The sequence below is a fragment of the Enterocloster citroniae genome, assembly GCF_040545455.1.
Classification (GTDB): Bacteria; Bacillota; Clostridia; order Lachnospirales; family Lachnospiraceae; genus Enterocloster; species Enterocloster citroniae.
In genome coordinates, this window is sequence record NZ_JBEPLZ010000025.1 from 39,456 (window position 1) to 57,808 (window position 18,353).

Consider the following 18,353-nt stretch of genomic DNA (forward strand, 5'->3'; position numbering starts at 1 on the left):
GGATTTATAACTTTTATAACTATACCATTAATTTCTCAATCGGTAAAGTGTGGTATTCCCATTCAGGCTGCGGATCACAGCTGCCTTTGCATACACGGGAACGCCGTTGCACAGATACAGTTTGCCCCCCTTGCATGTTTCCCTGTTCCATATCAGGAAGGTCCAGTTTTCCCCCGAAGGCGAGGTGAAGGTCCTGGAAACCACCTCCGTCCCGGGCACGGGTTCAGAACTCCCCCACTGGAACACAGGCACACTGCCCATCTCCATGTCCGCTCCCGCCAGACAGGTCCAGTCCCTGTGCCTGTCCGTGAACCTGCTTTTCTTTGTCAGGCAGGAAGCCGGTGAAAGATGATTGTAGGTTTCGGACACCACACAGTCGGTTTTTATAAACCCGGCAGCCCCCGCCAGCTTCAGGCAGCTGTTCCCAGCACGCAGATTCCATTCCCCGCCCGGTTCCCCCAATGCCTCCACTCTGGGATCCAGATGATAGGACTCCTCCACCACATGGCTGCCGCTGCACTCTATGTCATTGACGATCAGCCAGATGCCGGGGTCCGCCGTCAGCACCCGGCGGATCACAAGATACCCGGAACCGCTTGTAAGGGTCCCGTGATACGCCATTTCACAGTAATGCACCGGTCCCTGCTCCCTGAAATAGTTTTTCAGGCATTCCCCGTATGTCTCATATCCCCAGGCTCCTTTGGGAATCCCCTGGGATTCCCCATCGATCACACAGACATTGTGGGCCTGGGCACTTTTTAACGCCGGCCGCAAAGGCTCCTCTTCCATATAAGAATACCGTCCGCTGTCCACAAGGAATGGCTTTCCCTCATAATACAGGGATATGTGGGTCAGGTCCGCATGACCATGGCTGCTGCCCAGGGAACCGCAGGTAAGATAGGTAAAATGGCTGTCCTCAGACCAGCTGCTTCTCACATAGATGTTCCCGGAATCCTCTGCATGAAGGGACAAGGTCTCCGGCATCAGCGGTTTTTGCCTCCCATATGCGCAGATCCCATCCCGCCCCAGAAGCCATGCGCTGTCAAGGTCCATGGAACCAAAACCGGCAAAACGGCATTTCCCGTCCCCAGTGAGCACAGCGGCCTTTGTCAGCACATCCCTTACATCCGTCACATCACTGTCACACTGGGCCATCTGGCAATGATCCGGCCCGGCTGCATATATCACATATCGGCTCATTTTAGCTGTCTTTGTTTTAAGCCATATCTTATCCGCAGGAACATCCCCCTTCCAGTAGGCCAGCAGTCTCATACATGCCAGGAGCACCTCCATATGGTACATCATGGACTGCTCCCAATGGGATCCGTCCTCCAGCACCTGGAGGGCCAGCTGGTTTTCCAGTTCCTCCCACGCCCATTCCTTAAGCCCGTCCCCGGGCAGATATTCTTCAAACCACAGATAACCATGGCAGATGGCAGCGGTCTGGAGCAGTCCCCAGTTGCTGAGGGTATATTTGTCAATATATCCTTTCTTCATATAAAGATATTGGCTGCTCAGGCTATCCAGTATCTTTTCCGCCTGGCTTTGTCCCATCAGCCCTTCCCCTATGAGATGCACCAGAAGGAACTGCCAGCTCATACACCGGATCCCCGTATCAATGGAGCGTGTGGTCAGGGACCCTTCCGGCAATATGGGATTGCCCGCGATCCAGTGGTCCATGTACCACATCAGCTTTTCAATATATTTCCCTTTTCCCGTCAAACGGAATGCCAGCAAAAGTTTGTGCAGGTATTCATGGCGGTTCAGCATAAAGACCCATTCCGGATCCATGTTGGGGCTTTGATCCCACACCATCTCCTTCAGGGTATAGGGCGTGCTGCAGGGTTCCATATCCCACCTGTCCTCAAATATAAAGGTCTGATCCATGAGAAGCTCCGCCTGCTCCACGATCCTCTCCCCTTCGTCCAGGCAGTGGGCGACCATATATTCTGTCACAAATGCCGGATCATACTGTTTTATATAGGCCCTGGTCCGTTCCGCCAGGGCCATGAATCTGTCCTGTTTCATAGTCTCTCTCCGTTCCTCTGTTTTTCCCGGGGCACCGCCCCATCCCGCTTTCTCTTTTCCCAGGGCACCGCCCCCATTCCGCACTCTCTTTTCCGGACAGATGCGGGATAAAAAGCGCCATAATGCGGGACAGGGAGGTGCCGTTCAGGCGCCTCCCTCAGCGGACCCGGGGCAGGTCCATCCCGATCCGGCCCCGGATTCCATCAGCCATTATGCAATTATATGCAGCAGTGAAAGCACCACACCGATCACAATGGTCAAGATGACCAGTTTATACGTGGTCCACTTCTTCACCTTGATCAGGTAGAAGATCAGCCCGGTAAACAATACGGGCAGCAGCCTGGGGGCAATGGCATCGATCATATCCTGGATTGCCACAATCTTCTGCTGGTCTCCCGGCATGCTGGCCACGTACTGTATGGGTGTTGTTATCTTTACAAAGTTAACAGCCAGTCCGGAGATGACCGTCACACCGATCATGCTTGCAACCCCTGATATCTGTTCCATCTTGCTGCTCAGGGTGGCGATGATGTTGGTTCCCAGTTTATAACCCCACATTCCTGTGAGCACCTTTGCTGCCAGAAGGATTATGTTCATTGCCACAAAGAACAGGATGGGTCCCATGATCAGGCCGTCCATGGCCAGTGACGCTCCAATGGTGGCAAACAGGGGCGCCAGACAAAACTGGGCCAGGGAATCGCCGATTCCGGCCAGAGGGCCCATAAGAGCCATTTTGATATTGCGGATCTCGCTGGAAGGCGTCCGGTTCTCCAGCATTACCAGATGAAGGCTGGTAATAAATGGGAGAAAATGGATGTTGGTATTAAAAAACTCAATGTTTTCCTTTAACGCTTCCTGAAGCTTGTCATCATCATCCTTATACATCTTGCGCAGGGAGGGATACAGCACATTGGCATATCCAAGGCCCTGGTAATTGCCGTAGTTAAAACCGTTCTGCAGGAAATACGCCCGCAGGGATGTCTTTAAATAATCTTTTTTCTCCAACTGATTAGATGCCATCTTCAAATTCAACCTCCACTTCTTCTACAGATTCGCCGGATCCTCTGCCTGCGTTAAAAAATACAAGTAATGCGATCGCTGTTCCGATCACCGCTACCCCCATAACAGGAAGGTTCAGGTATGCGATCGCGATATAGCCCAGCAGTACAAAAGGAATCAGTTCCTTTTTAGCCATAACATTGAGGATCATGGCAAAACCAATGGCCGGAAGCATTTTCCCTGCCACTCCCAGTCCATTGCTGAGCCAGGCCGGAATCAGGGAGATGACCTTTGAAAGGCCTTCGGAGCTGAAGGCGCCGCCAAATCCAATGATAAAACCAACCACCGCGAACACGCATACGGTGGCATTGGCCGCAATGCGGAATCCTCTGAAATCCTTTTTGTCCAGCGCTTTATAGGCAAAGCTGGTGAGCGTGGTGGCAAATGTGTAGGTGGCTGTGATCACAAACTGGAATGCAACTGCAAAGGGGAAGGAAAGCGCCAGGGCCGATCCCACATCGATCCCCGAATCCTTCATGGTAATGGCGATAATGGTCCCCACAATGCCGGGGCCCATGGGGTTAGGAGGCACGGAACCTCCCTGGGATACGCCGAATCCCATAAACGCAAGTTCTCCCACAGCTCCCATGGCAAGTCCGGTTGGCAGATCCCCTAAGATCAGGCCCACGCCTGCCGCCATTACAAGGCACCTGTTGGTATAGATACCGAACAGCATACCTGCCAGACAGAAAGCTGTCCATAAACCGATAAGTAAACACTGAAACATACTGATTGTCACAATCAATCCCTCCATTCTCCTTTTTATAAGTATTTATTCAAATCCACTTTTGCAGCCCCGTCATCCCCGGAAGCAGTGGTCTTTGTGTTAAAAGTGATCCCATATTGATCCCGCATTTTCCGCAGGGCCGCCTTGTCATCCTCCCCCAGGGCAATGTATTTGCTTACATCCTCCTTGCCCGGCGCATGATGGATATTGCCCACATTGATCTCCTTTACAGGAACTCCGCCCGCCACCAGCTTAAGGGCGTCCCCGGTTGTCTTGCACACAATGAATATGGTCTGCTTCGGGGATGCCTTCATGATCACATCACAGGTGTGCCGGATGGAAAAGAAACGCATTGCAATAGTTTTAGGCACCACGGCTTTCATCAGCGTCTGCTGCATGGGATCCTCGCTGGCTGAGTCGTTGGCCACGATCACCGTGTTTACCCCCAGCGCCTTGATCCAGAGCTGTCCCTGTCCGTGGATCAGCCTCTCATCAATTCTGAATGCTACAATATTTGGTTCTGCCATTCTCATATCCTCCTATGGCTGTCCGTCATCCGTCCTTCAGACGCCGGAGCGGTTTATTTTACCAATATAAGTTCCAGTCTTTGTAAAAACGCATCAGCGCTTCCATATAATAGTAGTCTCCCCATATATTCCCCTCATCCACCCCTTTTCCCGAATGCCAGGAGTAGACGCCGTGAAGAAGTACGGGCGCGCCTTCCCTGATATCCGGATTGGTGTATCCGGTCATCAGCGCCTTCAGGATGCTGTGCATTGCGTGTTGATAGGTCTCTTTTTCCGGATGTACCTCGGGAAGGTACTTTAGCATCTCATGGATACCGCACACCGCCACAGCGGCGGCTGAGGAATCCCTGGACTGGCAGTCCCCGTCCGTAAAGATCAGATCCCAGTAGCACACATCATCCTGAGGCAGGCGGTTGAGAAAGTAATTAGTCATTCCCTCAAACAGCGGCAACGCACTGCTGTCCCTTGTGTATCTGTAATTCAGCGGGATTCCGTATATCCCCCAGGCCTGGCCCCTGGCCCAGGCCGACTCATCACTGTATCCCTGCCTGGTGACGCCCCTGACCGGCTCCCCTGTTTCAGGATCAAAGTAGAAGGTGTGGTATGCGGAGGCATCCTCACGGATCACATACCGGCAGGCGGTTTCATAATGGCGTACCGCCGCATTTTTATATGTATCATCCCCTGTCACCTGGGATGCCCAGTACAGCAGAGGAATATTTAAAAGGCAGTCAATGATCAGACGGTAATTATCCCTGGCTCCCAGCTCTCCCCAGGCCTGGATGAAACCGCCCTTTTCCTGAAAGCGCTCCAAGAGCTTATCCGCTGCCAGAAGCCCCGCTCTTTTCCCTTCCTCAGAACCGGTCAGCTTATAGCCGGCCACACAGGAAAGGCTGTAAAGGAATCCCAAATCGTGATGGTCCAGTTCAATGCGTTTTTCCACACGGTTCAGGAATGATGATACATTCTGTTCCGCCAGACGGCGAAATTCCCCATCCCCGGTGTACTCATAGCACAGCCACAAAAGTCCTGTCCAGAAACCGTCTGTCCATTCAATATTTTCAATGATGCCGTATGTCTGGTCCTTCGCCGCCGAAGAAGGGAACTTTGTTCCGAAATACTTCATATTACAGCGCACCTGCCCGACCACACGGTCAATGGCTTCCTCCACCTCCTGTCTGGAGAGAAGTCCGCCTGCAAGGTAGATGTCCTTTTTTTTGATTGGTTCCACATGTATCTCTCTCATCATGTCTCCCTTTCCCCATCCTTATACTATCATATTCTTTACAGGCCGTCCTCGAATTCCGGTTCCTGCCCTTCACTGTCCAGGCAGTCCAGGTCCCTGATCCCCTCTCTGCCCGCTGCCAGCACGGCTGCCGCCAGTTCATCCAGACCGTACACGGGTCTGGAGAACACCGCTTCCACCAACCCCGCCATATTGACACCTGCCATCACCTTGATCCGCCTGTCCCTCAGTTCTTCCCTCAGGGCTGCCGCTACATTAAAGGGCGTTCCGCCCACCAGGTCGGCCAGAATCAGGATCTCCTCTCCCTCCAGGGCTTTTACGGATCCTATCATGGCTTCCTTTAGATCAGACGGGCTGCACCCCTCCGGGAAATCCACCCCGGCCGTATTCTCAGGCCGTCCTGCCACCAGCGCAATGGCGCTTAAGAGCCCTGTGGGGAAATGTCCATGGCCTGTTACAATGATTCCTGTCATTTCTTTACTCCCTTCTAAGTTTACTGCTTGTTTACCTGTTTTTCCTTGTTATTCATTGTCTTTTTCGCTTTTTAGTAAACCGGTTTACTCATGATTGAAGTATAGTATTCTTTACTATAGATGTCAATAGAAAATTGAATCCCTTATTATTTTCTGCTATTTTGCATAGTTTTTATAGTATTTTTTGTGCATATATTACATTTCAATCTCCAATTTTAGGAATTTTCATATCCTATACATCGCTCTCTCCTATTCGTCTGTTTTGGTAAACAAAATAAGTTTACACGTTTGGTTTACAAGTTTTATTCCTATCTTGCCGCACCCGTCCAAACGGTTCCCTCAGAGACACCACACAAAAAAAAAGCAGGAGCATGGGACGGCGCGGCTTTCTCCGTCCATCCCATACTTCTGCTTTTTATATTCCATCATACATTCATCAACTGCTTTTAATCCAGTTCCAGTCCGCCTGTATACAGCTGATAATAGATTCCTTTTTCCCTGATCAGGCTGGCGTGATCCCCTCTTTCCACAATATTGCCATGGTCCAGGACCATGATAGCGTCTGAATTGCGGATGGTGGACAGCCTGTGGGCAATGACAAATACGGTCCTGCCCTTCATCAGCTCATCCATCCCGCTCTGGACCAGGGCCTCAGTCCTGGTATCAATGCTGGAAGTGGCTTCATCCAGGATCAGGACAGGCGGGTCTGCAATGGCGGCCCGGGCAATGGCCAGAAGCTGGCGCTGCCCCTGAGACAGTTCCTCCCCGTCTCCTGTAAGCATGGTGTCATATCCCTGCGGCAGCATGCCTATGAACTGGTCCGCATTGGCCAGCATGGCCGCCCCGTAAACCTCCTCATCCGTGGCATCCAGCTTGCCGTAGCGTATGTTCTCCCTTATGGTTCCGGTAAACAGGTGGGTGTCCTGAAGCACGATCCCCAGAGAATGGCGCAGATCATCCTTTCGTATCTCTCCTATGTCGATCCCGTCATAGGTAATGGAGCCCTTCTGTATATCATAGAACCGGTTGATCAGATTGGTGATGGTGGTTTTTCCGGCTCCCGTGGAGCCCACAAAGGCCAGCTTCTGCCCCGGCTTCGCATACAGGCTTATGTTGTGCAGCACCATGCGGCCCGGTTCGTATCCGAAATCCATATCCTGAAACCGCACATCCCCATTAAGTTTCGTATATGAAAACGTTCCGTTGCCATTGGGATATTTCCACGCCCATATGTTGGTGCGCTCCCCCACCTCTGTCAGCTCCCCGTTCTCCCCTTCCCTGGCATTGACCAGGGTCACAGCCCCCTGGTCTGCCTCAGGCGCCTCATCCATCATGTTGAAGATCCGCTCCGCCCCTGCCAGGGCCATGATAATGGAGTTGGACTGTTGGGATATCTGGGCAAAGGGCTGGTTAAAGCTCTTGGTAAACTGCAGATAGGAGGCGATCTGCCCCAGGCTCAGGCTGGCCAGGCCGCTGAGCGAAAGGACTCCTCCCGTGATGGCCGTGAGCACAAACTGCAGGTTTCCTATATTGGTTATCACCGGCATGATCACATTGGCATACCGGTTGGCGTTAAAGGCACTGTGAAAAAGTGTTTCATTCAGAGCGTCAAACTCCTCCTTTGTCTCCGGCTCGTGGTTGAACACCTTGATCACCTTCTGGCCGCTTAGGCGCTCCTCAATATACCCGGTCACCCTGCCGATGGCCAGCTGCTGCGCCACAAAATGTTTCCCGCATCTTCCGGCCAGTGTACGGCTGACAAACAGCATGAGGATCACCATGGCCGCTGCCAGCACGGACAGGGGAAGGCTGATGCTTATCATTACCCCTGAGATGGCGATGATGGTGATCAGGGAGGAAAATGCCATGGGCAGCGCCTGGTTGATCATCTGCCGCAAAGTATCGATATCATTGGTATACCGGCTCATCAGTTCCCCGTGGGGATGCTGGTCAAAGTAACGGATGGGAAGGCTCTGCATGTGCTCAAACATCTCATCCCTTATCCTCTTTTGCACGCCCTGGCCGATATTCACCATCAGGCGGTTATAGATATAGGTACAGGCCACACCCACCACATAGAATACGGCCAGCCCCATCATGGCATGGTTCAGGGATGTAAAATCCGGACCCTGCCGCCCCAGGAGAGGGGTGATAAAGTCATCGATCAGAACCATAAGGAACAGAGGGCCTGCCACATTGGCCAGAGCGCTGACCACAATAGTGATCAGTACACAGACAAATTGCAGCCTGTAAGTGCTGGCCACATATCCCATGAGCCGCTTTGCCGTTCTGGCATAATGGCTGTTAAGCTTAAATGAATGATTGTCCTTTCTCATTCTTCCTCTCCTCCTTTCTTCTGGGACTGGTACACTTCCCTGTATATTTTGTTTCTCTCAAGGAGCTCTGAGGGAGTGCCGAAATCGTCCACCCTGCCGTTGTTCAGCACGATCACTTTATCAGCATCCTCCACCGAGGAGATCCTTTGTGCTATGATCAGTTTGGTGGTATCCGGTATCTCCTCTCTGAAAGCCCTTCGGATCAGCGCATCCGTCTTGGTGTCCACTGCGCTGGTGGAATCGTCCAGTATGAGTATCCTGGGCTTTTTTAACAGTGCCCTGGCAATGCAGAGCCTTTGTTTCTGGCCCCCCGACACATTGGTTCCCCCCTGGTCCAAAAATGTGTCATACCGGTCCGGAAACTGCTGTACAAACTCATCCGCCTGGGCCAGCCTGCATGCATGGATCATTTCCTCATCCGATGCCTGTGGGTTCCCCCATTTCAGGTTGTCGCGGATGGTGCCGGTGAACAGGACATTTTTCTGGAGCACCATGGCCACCTGGTCCCTGAGGCGTTCCAGATCATATTCCCTCACATCCCGGCCTCCCACCAAAAGTCTTCCCTGTGTCACATCATAAAGCCTTGGGATCAGCTGTACCAAAGTGGTCTTGGAACTGCCTGTGCCGCCCAGGATCCCTACGGTTTCCCCGGACCGGATATGGATATCCACATCCTTAAGGGCCAGCTTCTCCTTGTCTCCTATGTAGCTGAAGCTTACATGTTCAAAGTCAATGCTGCCGTCAGCCACCTCATGGACAGGATGTTCCGGGGCATTTAGGGTACTGGTCTCCTCCAGCACCTCCACAATACGCTCCGCGGAGGAGCGGGCCATGATGACCATAACAAACACCATGGACAGCATCATAAGGCTGGAAAGGATCTGTACCGCATAGATGATCATACTGGTCAGCTCGCCTGTGGACATGCTGTTTCCCACGATCAGCCTGGCTCCCAGTCCCGACACCAGCAGAATACAGTTGTACATGCAAAACTGCATCAGCGGACTGTTCCATGCCACAATTTTTTCCGCATATTTAAACTGGTAAAACACATCCTGGGATATGCGGTGGAATTTCTCCGCCTCATAAGGCTCCCTCACATAGGCTTTTACCACGCGGATGGCGTTTAGGTTCTCCTGGACCACCCGGTTCAGCACATCATAGCGCTTAAACACCGCCTCAAAATACGGGTGGGCCTTGATCACAATATAGAACAGCCCTGCCCCCAGCACGGGAAGTATGACAAAGAAAATAGTGGACAGTTCCCTGCTGATCCTCAACGCCATGAGAAGGGCGAACACCAGCATGATGGGCCCACGTATGGCGATTCGGATCACCATCTGGTATGCGTTCTGCACATTGGTCACATCCGTGGTCAGCCTGGTCACCAGGCTGGAAGGCGAAAACCGGTCAATATTGGCAAATGAAAAATCCTGTATGCGGTAAAACATATCCTTTCTCAGATTTTTTGCCATGCCGGCTGAGGCTTTTGCGGCATTGGTGCCTGCCATGATCCCAAAAAACAGGGCCAGCATGGACATGATGATCAGCACCAGCCCCACCTTAAGGATATAATGGATGCTTCCTCCATTGATCCCCCTGTCAATGATAAGTGCCATTACACCCGGCACCAGCACCTCCATCAACACCTCCAGAACCACGAATACAGGGCACCGGAGCGAGGGCTTTTTATATTCCCGGACCGAGGAAAGCAGGGTCCGGATCGTTTTTTTATGTTGCCCTATCACAGTTAAAACCTCCTTCATTGTTTCATTTTCCTGATTTTAAGGTAATTTAAAGAGCCTAGATAAATGCCGCCCCTTGCGGCCATAGGCCCTTTCCCATCACATAAGATTATTTATCATCTTCATACCGGTGGCAATGAATGCCTCAAGCTCCCTCTGGGGTATCCCCCTGGTGACCAGATGTTCCATTTCCAGGATGTCCCGCAGTACCTGCTCCTCCATCCCGGCTCCCTTTTCAGTGGCAATGATCTTCTTACATCTGGCATCGTGGGATGCCTCCTCCCTGTAAATAAGTCCCCGTTTCTCCATCAGCTTCAGGATCTCCGTTGCCGTGGGACGGCGCAGGTTAAACTCCTCCTCCACATCTTTTTGGAACAGATCCCTCTCCTTATGACGGCTCAGGATAAAATGAAGGATCCCGTTCTGTGCCGGGGTCAGGCCTGCGATGCAGTCCAGACTGTCAATCTTTCTTCTGACCAGGTTGGAAAGCGTGGCGATCAGCCGGACCGTGGGATTGACCGGCAATGTTCCGGCCGCCTTTGGACTGACCGGCGCGGGATCTGACGGACCTGAATGTACGCTCATAAGACAAAAACTCCCTTCATGATAAAGAAACACTTCTCCAATGGCCTCCGGATATTCCCTTAATCTGTTAGCTTCCTAACAATATTACGCCACGCACAGTGGAATGTCAATCAACTTCACACATTTGTAACAGGCCATGCCATGCAATATTTCCCCTTTTTTAGCAAAAACCCAATTTACATCCGGAAGATTCCTGATATAATGGAAAAGGCGCCGGCGGCTTTATCCCGTAAGGGGATCAAGGCTCCCGCCAAGGCAAATTTGTTATGACTCGCCATGAATAGGGTGGACGTCTCAATCGGAGGAAAAGATGAAAAATAGCAATGGATCCCAATTCAGATACGGCCTGAAAGACGGTGTTCCCATCGGGCTGGGCTATCTGGCCGTATCCTTTACATTCGGCATCATGGCACGGGGGGCAGGACTTGATACCTGGCAGGCTGTGGCCATGTCCTTTACCAACCTTACCAGCGCAGGCCAGTTTGCAGCCCTGGGCATTATCCAGGCAGGAGCCCCCTTTGTGGAAATGGCCGTGACCCAGCTGATCATCAATCTGCGCTACTGCCTCATGTCCTGCTCCCTGTCGCAGAAACTGGAATCAGGCATTCCCTCTTTCCACCGATTTCTCATGGCCTACGGCGTGACGGACGAAATATTCGGCGTATCCGTGTGCAGGCCCGGAATGCTGAGTCCTTTTTACAATTACGGCCTCATATGCGTTGCGGTGCCCGGCTGGACCCTGGGAACCCTGTTGGGGGCGATCTCCGGAGACCTTCTCCCGGCCCGCCTTCTCAGCGCCCTGAACGTGGCCCTTTACGGAATGTTCCTGGCAGTGGTCATCCCCCCGGCCAAAGGCAACCGTATCCTCACCGGCGTGATCCTGGCATCCATGGCCCTCAGCTTCCTCTTTACCCGGATCCCGGCCCTGGACCACATATCATCAGGCTTTAAGATCATTATACTCACCATCATGATTGCAGGTGCAGCAGCAATCCTTTTCCCTGTAAAGGAGGAACCGGTCAATGAATCATAACGTATACCTCTATATACTGGTAATGGCAGGAGTCACCTACCTGATCCGACTCCTGCCGCTTACATTGATAAAAAAGGAAATTAAGAATGTTTATATAAAGTCCTTCCTGTATTATGTCCCTTATGTAACGCTGTCTGTCATGACTTTCCCTGCCATCCTGTATGCAACGGCATCCATATGGTCCGGCGCCGCCGCCCTGGCCATAGCCATTCTTCTGGCCTACAGGGGCAAAAGCCTGTTCCAGGTCTCCCTGGCCGGCTGCGCTGCCGTGCTGGTCCTGGAATTGTTTCTGTAGGGTTTTGCGCTACAGTGACAATCCGCCCCTGGCTCTGGCTCTCCTGTCCCTGATGGACTGCACCACCGGCACCATGAATATGGCCACGATCCCCCCCGCATAACCATTGTTATAAAGGTTCATCCCGCCATACACGATCCCTACATTCAATGCAACCGATGAGTGGAGGAAGCCGGCTATCATTCCCACTACTGCCCCGAACTCCCCTGCCACAGGCGCCAGGGTGGTGGAGAACAAAAGTGCCAGCATGGGGGATGGCTGATAGATCTCCCATGTCTTTGTAAAACTGGCCAGGTAAACCCCCAGCATAATAGGTGCGATATTCCTCAGATGCTTTCCCGTGGAGCTGAAGCCCACAATGGTAAAGATCCCGCATATGGTGGGTCCGTTTAAGTCTCCCCCCACTGCAAGTGAAAAGAAGGTGGCAAAGAGTCCGTTTACCCCCATGTTAAAAACAGTGGTGGCACCGCCCTCGTCCCTCAGATAATCCGTACCGCCGATGCCATAGGATTTCAGTATCCTGCAGTAGGACTCTATAATGCCTTTCCCCCTGACCGCCACGCCAAATACGATCATGCCCGCAAACAGCAGGGACAAAAGGATTCCAAACATCCGGTTATGGCCCGTGGACCAGATCAGCCTTGTCTCCACCTCCACGCCAAAGGACTTGATCACGGACACGATCACCGTGGCAATGATACCGGCGGCAAATCCCACATTATAAAGGGAATATCCCTTATGGGCGTAGTGGACATGGGTACTGAGAGGCGGCAGCACAAAGCCGATGATCAGTCCCACACCAATGGATATGAACAGGCGCACGATCACGGGCTGGCTTCCCACCTGCATCAGCTGCGTAATGATGGGGGAAAGGCTGGTACCGTACAGACCGATATAGATGTAACGCCTCATGGATGTCTTATGGTATTTGGCATATAAGTATACCCCTGCCAAAATTGCCCATATATTCAGCAGATTCTTTCCAAACAGCGAAAAGCCGAACATCAGGCAGCTGGAAGTGATGGTATGCCCGTCCATATCCATCCCCATAAAGTAGATGATCCCTATACTCATAAGGGTCAGCATACCTGCGTTGATCAGGGCAGCCCCCACACCGCCCACAACAAAATAATCCGTAATTAGAAAATCCGGCTCCCTGATGATCCGTACAATGCCGGGTCCGATCTCCGGGATGGGCTGAACCAACAGCCCTATCACAATAAAATAGACCGGAATCAGGGAAAGCAGACCGAATTTCTGCGTCCTCGTCAGAGATCTCATCTCCTGGAACTCCTCCAATTGATTCATATCGTTTCCTCCCAATCACAACTCTTTATTTATCATAACTGATAGAGGGGCATTTAGCAAAGACATTTTTTACTTTAAATGCCAAATTTATCATCTTATTGGAAGGATGGGAAAGCAAAATGCAGATGGCCCAGTCTGCGGAACACCATCCGGAAAACGCAAGAAATTGCAAATCGCCGCGAAATGACAGCAAACAAAAACAGCCGGAAATAAATGTTCACCCACTGTCAGACAGCGGCTTACTCTTTTATTTCCGGCCGGATTCAACTTGTTTCTGTTAACTGTTTCTGTTATGTTCTATTACCATCTACTGCTTCCTATAGGAAACAAACCTGTTGTTCTTCAGCATGTCGAAATACTTGGCAAGACGCTCATACAAAGGCTCCGCCTTGTCACCGAATTCTTCCTTTACCAGGATCCCGATCTCAATAAGGCTGCGGCTGCCGTCAATCTGTTTCCATACAAAGCTTCCGAACCGGTCCAGCTTGATATGGCTGACTTTGGGCGTGATCCACAGCTTCTGGGCAAGCTTGTCAAACAGACCTTTATGCACCATATCCACGGTTACGATCCCCTGTTCGTTCTCTTTCCAGGGAAATTCAGGATTTTTGACAGGTATCTGCTCCAGATAATTTCTGTCTTTAATCTTTATACGGCTCAACTTATACCATCCTTTATTTCTTATTGTCCTTATGCCAGATCGTGAATTTGCACAGGGTGAGCATCAGAAGCGCGAATACGACCAAGGAAACAATCTTGGCGCCCGGGCTTACAAGAAATGCACCCAGCCCGTTATCCATGGCGGACAGGTCCAGGAAATTGCTAAGGTTCCCGCCTCTTGGATTGGCGAACGGAATAATAGCGAACACGGCCAGCAGGATACCCACCAGGCCTTCCCCCGCGATCATACCGGAGGTATAAAGGATACCCTTGTCCACGGCTTCCTTCCTGTCCTCCTCCTTTGCAAATTTACGCTTCTCAAACCAATGGCGGATCAATCCGCCCACCATGATGGCCGCGGTAGTCCTCAAAGGCAGGTACAATCCCACAGCCACAGGCATAACGGGAATGCCCAAAATTTCAATCACAACAGCAATAGCTCCGCCTGCCAGGATCATGTTCCAGGGAAGATTACCATCCATAACCCCCTCTACCACGGTCTTCATGATCATGGCCTGGGGCGCCGGAAGTTCTGTGGAACCATATCCCCATGCCTGGTTTAACAGGTAGAGTACGCCGCCGATGGCAATGGCTGAGGATATGACGCCGATCAGCTCGCCCAGCTGCTGTTTTTTAGGGGTGGACCCCACCAGGAAGCCTGTCTTTAGATCCTGAGAGGTATCCCCTGCTATAGCGGCAATGACACAGATGACACCCCCGATGGCAATCACGCCCATCATGCTGTCATGGCCAGATCCCGACACCGCCTTAAGCACCAGTGCAGATACCAGAAGGGTGGCGATGGCCATACCGGATACAGGGTTGTTGGAGGAACCAACCAGTCCCACCAGACGTGAGGACACTGCTGCAAACAGAAAACCAAATACAGCAATCAAAAGGGCTCCCACAAATGTTACGGGAACTGCCGGCACCAGCCAGATGACCACCACGGCTGCCAGCACGCCGAGCAGCACAATGTTCATGGGAATATCCTGGTCCGTACGAAGGGTGGATGTCTGGCGTCCGCCCTTTAAATCCTTCATTGAATCCATGAAGGTGGCGGCGATCATGGGAAGGGATTTGATCAGGCTGATCATACCCGCAGCTGCCACGGCGCCTGCGCCGATATAACGGATATAGGAACCCCACATGGCCTGGCTGCCCATCTCACTGATCAGGACAGTTGCCGGAGCAAATGGCTCCGTAAGGCCGCTGCCGAACAGCTTGATGATGGGCATCAGGATCAGCCATGAAATGATTCCGCCTGAGAACATATAAGAAGAAATCTTTGGCCCGCAGATATATCCCACACCGGCTAAAGCCGGAAGTACGGAGATTCCTACGCCGCCGCCGTATTTCCGGATATCGTAATCCACATCGCTGGGGAACAGCTTCAGGCCGTCTGCAATGAACTTATAACCGGCAGCAATGCCCATTCCGGCAAACACAACACCGGCCTTGGAACCGCCCTGCTCTCCAGCGATCAACACCTCCGCACACGCAGTGCCCTCGGGATAGGGAAGGTTTCCGTGTTCTTTTACGATCAGAGCCTGGCGAAGGGGGATCATAAAGAGTACGCCCAGTACACCGCCGCACAGGGCAATGAGGGAGATCTCAACCAGGGACGGAGCTCCCTCCCCCCACTCGCTCATCCACATAAATAAAGCGGGAAGGGTAAAGATCGCACCTGCAGCCACTGATTCGCCTGCAGATCCAATGGTCTGTACCATGTTGTTCTCCAGGATGGAATCTCTTTTTAAGATCACCCGGATCACCCCCATGGATATAACGGCTGCGGGGATGGATGCGGACACGGTCATGCCCACCCGAAGCCCCAGGTAGGCATTGGCCGCGCCAAACAGCACCGCCAGAAGAATACCCAGGACAATGGACACCCAGGTTATCTCCGGAACCACCTTATCAGCCGGTATGAATGGTTTAAAACCATTTTCATCTTTCATGTATCTATCACTCCTTTGATTATAATATCGCCCTATTATAACACCGATTAAAAATTATTTCCATATTTTTTAGGAAAATGGTAAGATTTACATGAAATTTCTAAAGTTAAAATGCATATTTTGGCAAATTTTTAGCCCATATCCTTTATTTAATTAATTAAACCTTTAGATTTCAGGATATGGGCCGGAAATTATTTTTATTTCATTTTTCTCTTGATCTTACTTCTCACAGGCAAAGGAAGGTCCCCGGAAGGCGCGGATCTCATCCATGAATTCCAGTACTCTCCCCCTACCAGGTCTTTTTTAGTTCCAGATTCCAATCCACCGCATAGGGATTAAAGGCGCTTCCCTTAAGCCCTTTATAAATGGACTCACGGCCCTCTGCTTCCCTTCCGGCCCACGCATTGTAACCGGCCAGATAGCTGGATATAAACTCATCCCATGAGTGGTAGGTGGACTGGATCGTCTTTGCCACCTCCAGGGAGCGGTTCATGGCTTCATCCATGGTATAGTAACCGGCCAGATAATAAAACCCCAGATTGGACATCGCCCGGCTGTAATCCCATGCGGAGCCTGTAGCTCCGCCCGATTCCAGCAATCGTTCCAGAACAGCGTCCGCGCTGGCCCTGTCAGTGACACCCCAACTGGAAGACAGCATTTTCCGGTTCTGTTCCTTTGTATATGCATCCGAGGAAGCCCCGTCCTCCCCCTCGACTCCCGACAGCATCAGAGTACCGCCGTAAGCGCGGATATTACAGCTGTTGCTTTTGGTCAGGATGGCATAGGTGGCATTAAACCACTGTACCACCTGATCGTCATTATATGGATTGGCCGTCTTGTTCAGATACTGCTGCCGGTGATTCAGGGCATAATCACCTTCCAGGTACTCGGGCTGTCCGTCCGTTCCCAGCTTGGAGCGGATAAATTTCCCCTGTTCGTCAAACTGATACAGATAGTTTCCGATCACCTTTTCACAATTCTTGGATATATTTCCGTTCTCATCCAGATAAAACATGGTATCCCCCGACTTTTTAAAATCATTCTTTACCATCTGCCCATTGTTGTCATAGTAGTGCCACTGGCCGCCCTCGTTCTTCCAGTTCCCATACACGGTAAAGCACAGGGCCAGCGAACATAGTATGGCCAGTACAAAAATCCTTCCTGCTTTTATCTTACCCTTCATTTCCCGCCTCCCCACTCAAACGCTCCATCCTTTATCCTCCGGCTTTAAAGGATAGCTGCAGCGCAGTATTACACTGCCGTCATTCTCCTGCCCGCCGTAATAAACATCCGATATCCTCCGTGCGATCATCACAGCCTCTTCCTCATTAATATCCGACACCATGACCAGGTACTGACAGCTGCTGTACCGGGTATACAAGTCCCCCATGCGAAGACTTTTCCTGATCCCGTCCCCCAGCCGCTCCATCTCCCTGGCCTGCCGTTCCATGTCAAGAAAACATTTGTCCTGATCCGTCAGAGTGAACAGGATCAGAAATACTCCCCTGATCTCCCTCCGAAGCCTGCGTTCGGTCAGACGGTATACCTGTTTAAATGTCTCGTAATCCTGGCAGTATGCCCCGGGTCCCCGGTCATCCTCCCCCAGGTCATCTGCAATCAGGCTCATATCCGGTTCCACCAGTTCCGGCTTTCTGCGAACAGGGCCGTTTCCCCGTTCCTTTTCCTGCTTTTCGGAACGCTTGATCTCCCTTACTTTCCTGCACACACAGTCGTACATATCCTCGTACCGCTTAAACCCGGTGCTGGTCACGCCGGATACGGTCAGGCTGAGATGGATCAGGGTGGACTGGCTCAGATAAACGTGCTGAAACCTCTCTCTGATCCTCCGGCACCTGCCCATCAGCTCCTCCTGCGGCATATCGCTGCTGATAAAGATAAGAAACTCATCACCGCCGACCCTTCCAACCAGACTGTTGCTTCCGGCCATTTTTTTAAGAACCGCGGCAACGCTCTGAAGGAGCCGGTCTCCTGCCATATGTCCATACCTGTCATTTACCTGTTTAAAATGATCCAGGTCCAGCATGATCATGGTACCGGAAAGCCCTTTCCTTATGTATGCAGTAATCCTCTGGGCCATCGCTTCCCTGTTATAAAGTCCTGTAAGCCAGTCTGTCTCCTTCTCAGAATAAAATCGTATATTCCCCTGTTCCAGCTTGTTCTTTTTGGCGCGCGCTGAAGCAGGGCATAAATACTGGCTCATATTTCTACCCCCTGTCTTGATCTGCCATATATCTGTCAGACTTTATGTTGTTTTCTATTGTAGCACATATTATAATCCATAGACATACGGCGGGCAAAAAATTCAGGAAAATGTAATGATTTACCAGGAAATATGGGAAGCGCCCAGTA

16 protein-coding genes are annotated in these 18,353 nt (G+C 51.6%); 2 read left to right on the plus strand and 14 right to left on the minus strand.

The window, feature by feature from the left end; translation table 11 throughout:
- Positions 1-27: 27 nt before the first annotated feature.
- The 9 genes from ABID13_RS23425 to ABID13_RS23465 all read right to left on the minus strand — a co-directional run bounded on the left by ABID13_RS23425 (position 28) and on the right by ABID13_RS23465 (position 10,726).
- Positions 28-2,028: a heparinase II/III family protein gene (locus tag ABID13_RS23425; protein WP_048930709.1), complete on the minus strand. Its 2,001-nt coding sequence runs from the start codon at positions 2,026-2,028 to the stop codon at positions 28-30.
- Between the two features lie 210 nt (positions 2,029-2,238).
- Positions 2,239-3,048, minus strand: a complete 810-nt coding sequence (locus ABID13_RS23430; protein WP_007869921.1) for a PTS system mannose/fructose/sorbose family transporter subunit IID — start codon at positions 3,046-3,048, stop codon at positions 2,239-2,241.
- A complete protein-coding gene (locus tag ABID13_RS23435) occupies positions 3,038-3,826 on the minus strand; it encodes a PTS mannose/fructose/sorbose/N-acetylgalactosamine transporter subunit IIC (RefSeq protein WP_048930808.1) in 789 nt (262 codons plus the stop codon). Before ABID13_RS23435 ends, ABID13_RS23430 begins: the two co-directional genes overlap by 11 nt.
- Before the next feature lie 23 nt (positions 3,827-3,849).
- The gene (locus ABID13_RS23440; RefSeq protein ID WP_007869926.1) at positions 3,850-4,341 is read right to left on the minus strand and encodes a PTS sugar transporter subunit IIB; all 492 of its coding nucleotides are present in this window, start codon (positions 4,339-4,341) and stop codon (positions 3,850-3,852) included.
- Between the two features lie 58 nt (positions 4,342-4,399).
- Positions 4,400-5,587 (minus strand): glycoside hydrolase family 88 protein, encoded by a 1,188-nt coding sequence (locus tag ABID13_RS23445; RefSeq protein WP_334291752.1) that lies wholly within the window; start codon positions 5,585-5,587, stop codon positions 4,400-4,402.
- Between the two features lie 38 nt (positions 5,588-5,625).
- Positions 5,626-6,060 (minus strand): PTS sugar transporter subunit IIA, encoded by a 435-nt coding sequence (locus ABID13_RS23450; RefSeq protein WP_007869932.1) that lies wholly within the window; start codon positions 6,058-6,060, stop codon positions 5,626-5,628.
- 446 nt (positions 6,061-6,506) lie between these two features.
- Positions 6,507-8,396, minus strand: coding sequence for an ABC transporter ATP-binding protein (locus ABID13_RS23455; RefSeq protein ID WP_048930710.1), 1,890 nt, complete (start codon positions 8,394-8,396; stop codon positions 6,507-6,509).
- Positions 8,393-10,144: an ABC transporter ATP-binding protein gene (locus ABID13_RS23460; RefSeq protein ID WP_007869936.1), complete on the minus strand. Its 1,752-nt coding sequence runs from the start codon at positions 10,142-10,144 to the stop codon at positions 8,393-8,395. Before ABID13_RS23460 ends, ABID13_RS23455 begins: the two co-directional genes overlap by 4 nt.
- 96 nt (positions 10,145-10,240) lie before the next feature.
- Positions 10,241-10,726 (minus strand): MarR family winged helix-turn-helix transcriptional regulator, encoded by a 486-nt coding sequence (locus ABID13_RS23465; protein ID WP_242849285.1) that lies wholly within the window; start codon positions 10,724-10,726, stop codon positions 10,241-10,243.
- 310 nt (positions 10,727-11,036) lie between these two features.
- Between ABID13_RS23465 and ABID13_RS23470 the strand changes: the two genes are divergently transcribed.
- Both ABID13_RS23470 and ABID13_RS23475 read left to right on the plus strand, forming a co-directional pair.
- Entirely contained in the window at positions 11,037-11,759 is a 723-nt protein-coding gene (locus tag ABID13_RS23470; RefSeq protein ID WP_048930711.1) for an AzlC family ABC transporter permease, read from the plus strand.
- The gene (locus ABID13_RS23475; protein WP_007869944.1) at positions 11,749-12,054 is read left to right on the plus strand and encodes an AzlD domain-containing protein; all 306 of its coding nucleotides are present in this window, start codon (positions 11,749-11,751) and stop codon (positions 12,052-12,054) included. Before ABID13_RS23470 ends, ABID13_RS23475 begins: the two co-directional genes overlap by 11 nt.
- 9 nt (positions 12,055-12,063) lie before the next feature.
- Here the strand turns inward: ABID13_RS23475 and ABID13_RS23480 are convergent, their stop codons facing one another.
- The 5 genes from ABID13_RS23480 to ABID13_RS23500 all read right to left on the minus strand — a co-directional run bounded on the left by ABID13_RS23480 (position 12,064) and on the right by ABID13_RS23500 (position 18,204).
- Positions 12,064-13,362, minus strand: coding sequence for a DUF1576 domain-containing protein (locus ABID13_RS23480; RefSeq protein WP_045091992.1), 1,299 nt, complete (start codon positions 13,360-13,362; stop codon positions 12,064-12,066).
- A gap of 307 nt (positions 13,363-13,669) precedes the next feature.
- Positions 13,670-14,023, minus strand: a complete 354-nt coding sequence (locus ABID13_RS23485; protein ID WP_117451190.1) for a PqqD family protein — start codon at positions 14,021-14,023, stop codon at positions 13,670-13,672.
- 13 nt (positions 14,024-14,036) lie between these two features.
- Positions 14,037-15,983 (minus strand): OPT family oligopeptide transporter, encoded by a 1,947-nt coding sequence (locus tag ABID13_RS23490; protein WP_045091990.1) that lies wholly within the window; start codon positions 15,981-15,983, stop codon positions 14,037-14,039.
- A gap of 289 nt (positions 15,984-16,272) precedes the next feature.
- The gene (locus ABID13_RS23495) at positions 16,273-17,166 is read right to left on the minus strand and encodes a DUF1266 domain-containing protein (protein WP_048930712.1); all 894 of its coding nucleotides are present in this window, start codon (positions 17,164-17,166) and stop codon (positions 16,273-16,275) included.
- 15 nt (positions 17,167-17,181) lie between these two features.
- Positions 17,182-18,204, minus strand: coding sequence for a GGDEF domain-containing protein (locus ABID13_RS23500; RefSeq protein WP_045091989.1), 1,023 nt, complete (start codon positions 18,202-18,204; stop codon positions 17,182-17,184).
- Between the last annotated feature and the right edge of the window lie 149 nt (positions 18,205-18,353).

Coding starts and splice junctions, on each gene's coding strand:
- ABID13_RS23480 (WP_045091992.1), bottom strand. CDS start 13,362: ATGAATCAATTGGAGGAGTTCCAGGAGATGAGATCTCTGACGAGGACG.
- ABID13_RS23440 (WP_007869926.1), bottom strand. CDS start 4,341: ATGGCAGAACCAAATATTGTAGCATTCAGAATTGATGAGAGGCTGATC.
- ABID13_RS23470 (WP_048930711.1), top strand. CDS start 11,037: ATGAAAAATAGCAATGGATCCCAATTCAGATACGGCCTGAAAGACGGT.
- ABID13_RS23445 (WP_334291752.1), bottom strand. CDS start 5,587: ATGAGAGAGATACATGTGGAACCAATCAAAAAAAAGGACATCTACCTT.
- ABID13_RS23500 (WP_045091989.1), bottom strand. CDS start 18,204: ATGAGCCAGTATTTATGCCCTGCTTCAGCGCGCGCCAAAAAGAACAAG.
- ABID13_RS23465 (WP_242849285.1), bottom strand. CDS start 10,726: ATGAGCGTACATTCAGGTCCGTCAGATCCCGCGCCGGTCAGTCCAAAG.
- ABID13_RS23450 (WP_007869932.1), bottom strand. CDS start 6,060: ATGACAGGAATCATTGTAACAGGCCATGGACATTTCCCCACAGGGCTC.
- ABID13_RS23475 (WP_007869944.1), top strand. CDS start 11,749: ATGAATCATAACGTATACCTCTATATACTGGTAATGGCAGGAGTCACC.
- ABID13_RS23455 (WP_048930710.1), bottom strand. CDS start 8,396: ATGAGAAAGGACAATCATTCATTTAAGCTTAACAGCCATTATGCCAGA.
- ABID13_RS23430 (WP_007869921.1), bottom strand. CDS start 3,048: ATGGCATCTAATCAGTTGGAGAAAAAAGATTATTTAAAGACATCCCTG.
- ABID13_RS23425 (WP_048930709.1), bottom strand. CDS start 2,028: ATGAAACAGGACAGATTCATGGCCCTGGCGGAACGGACCAGGGCCTAT.
- ABID13_RS23490 (WP_045091990.1), bottom strand. CDS start 15,983: ATGAAAGATGAAAATGGTTTTAAACCATTCATACCGGCTGATAAGGTG.
- ABID13_RS23495 (WP_048930712.1), bottom strand. CDS start 17,166: ATGAAGGGTAAGATAAAAGCAGGAAGGATTTTTGTACTGGCCATACTA.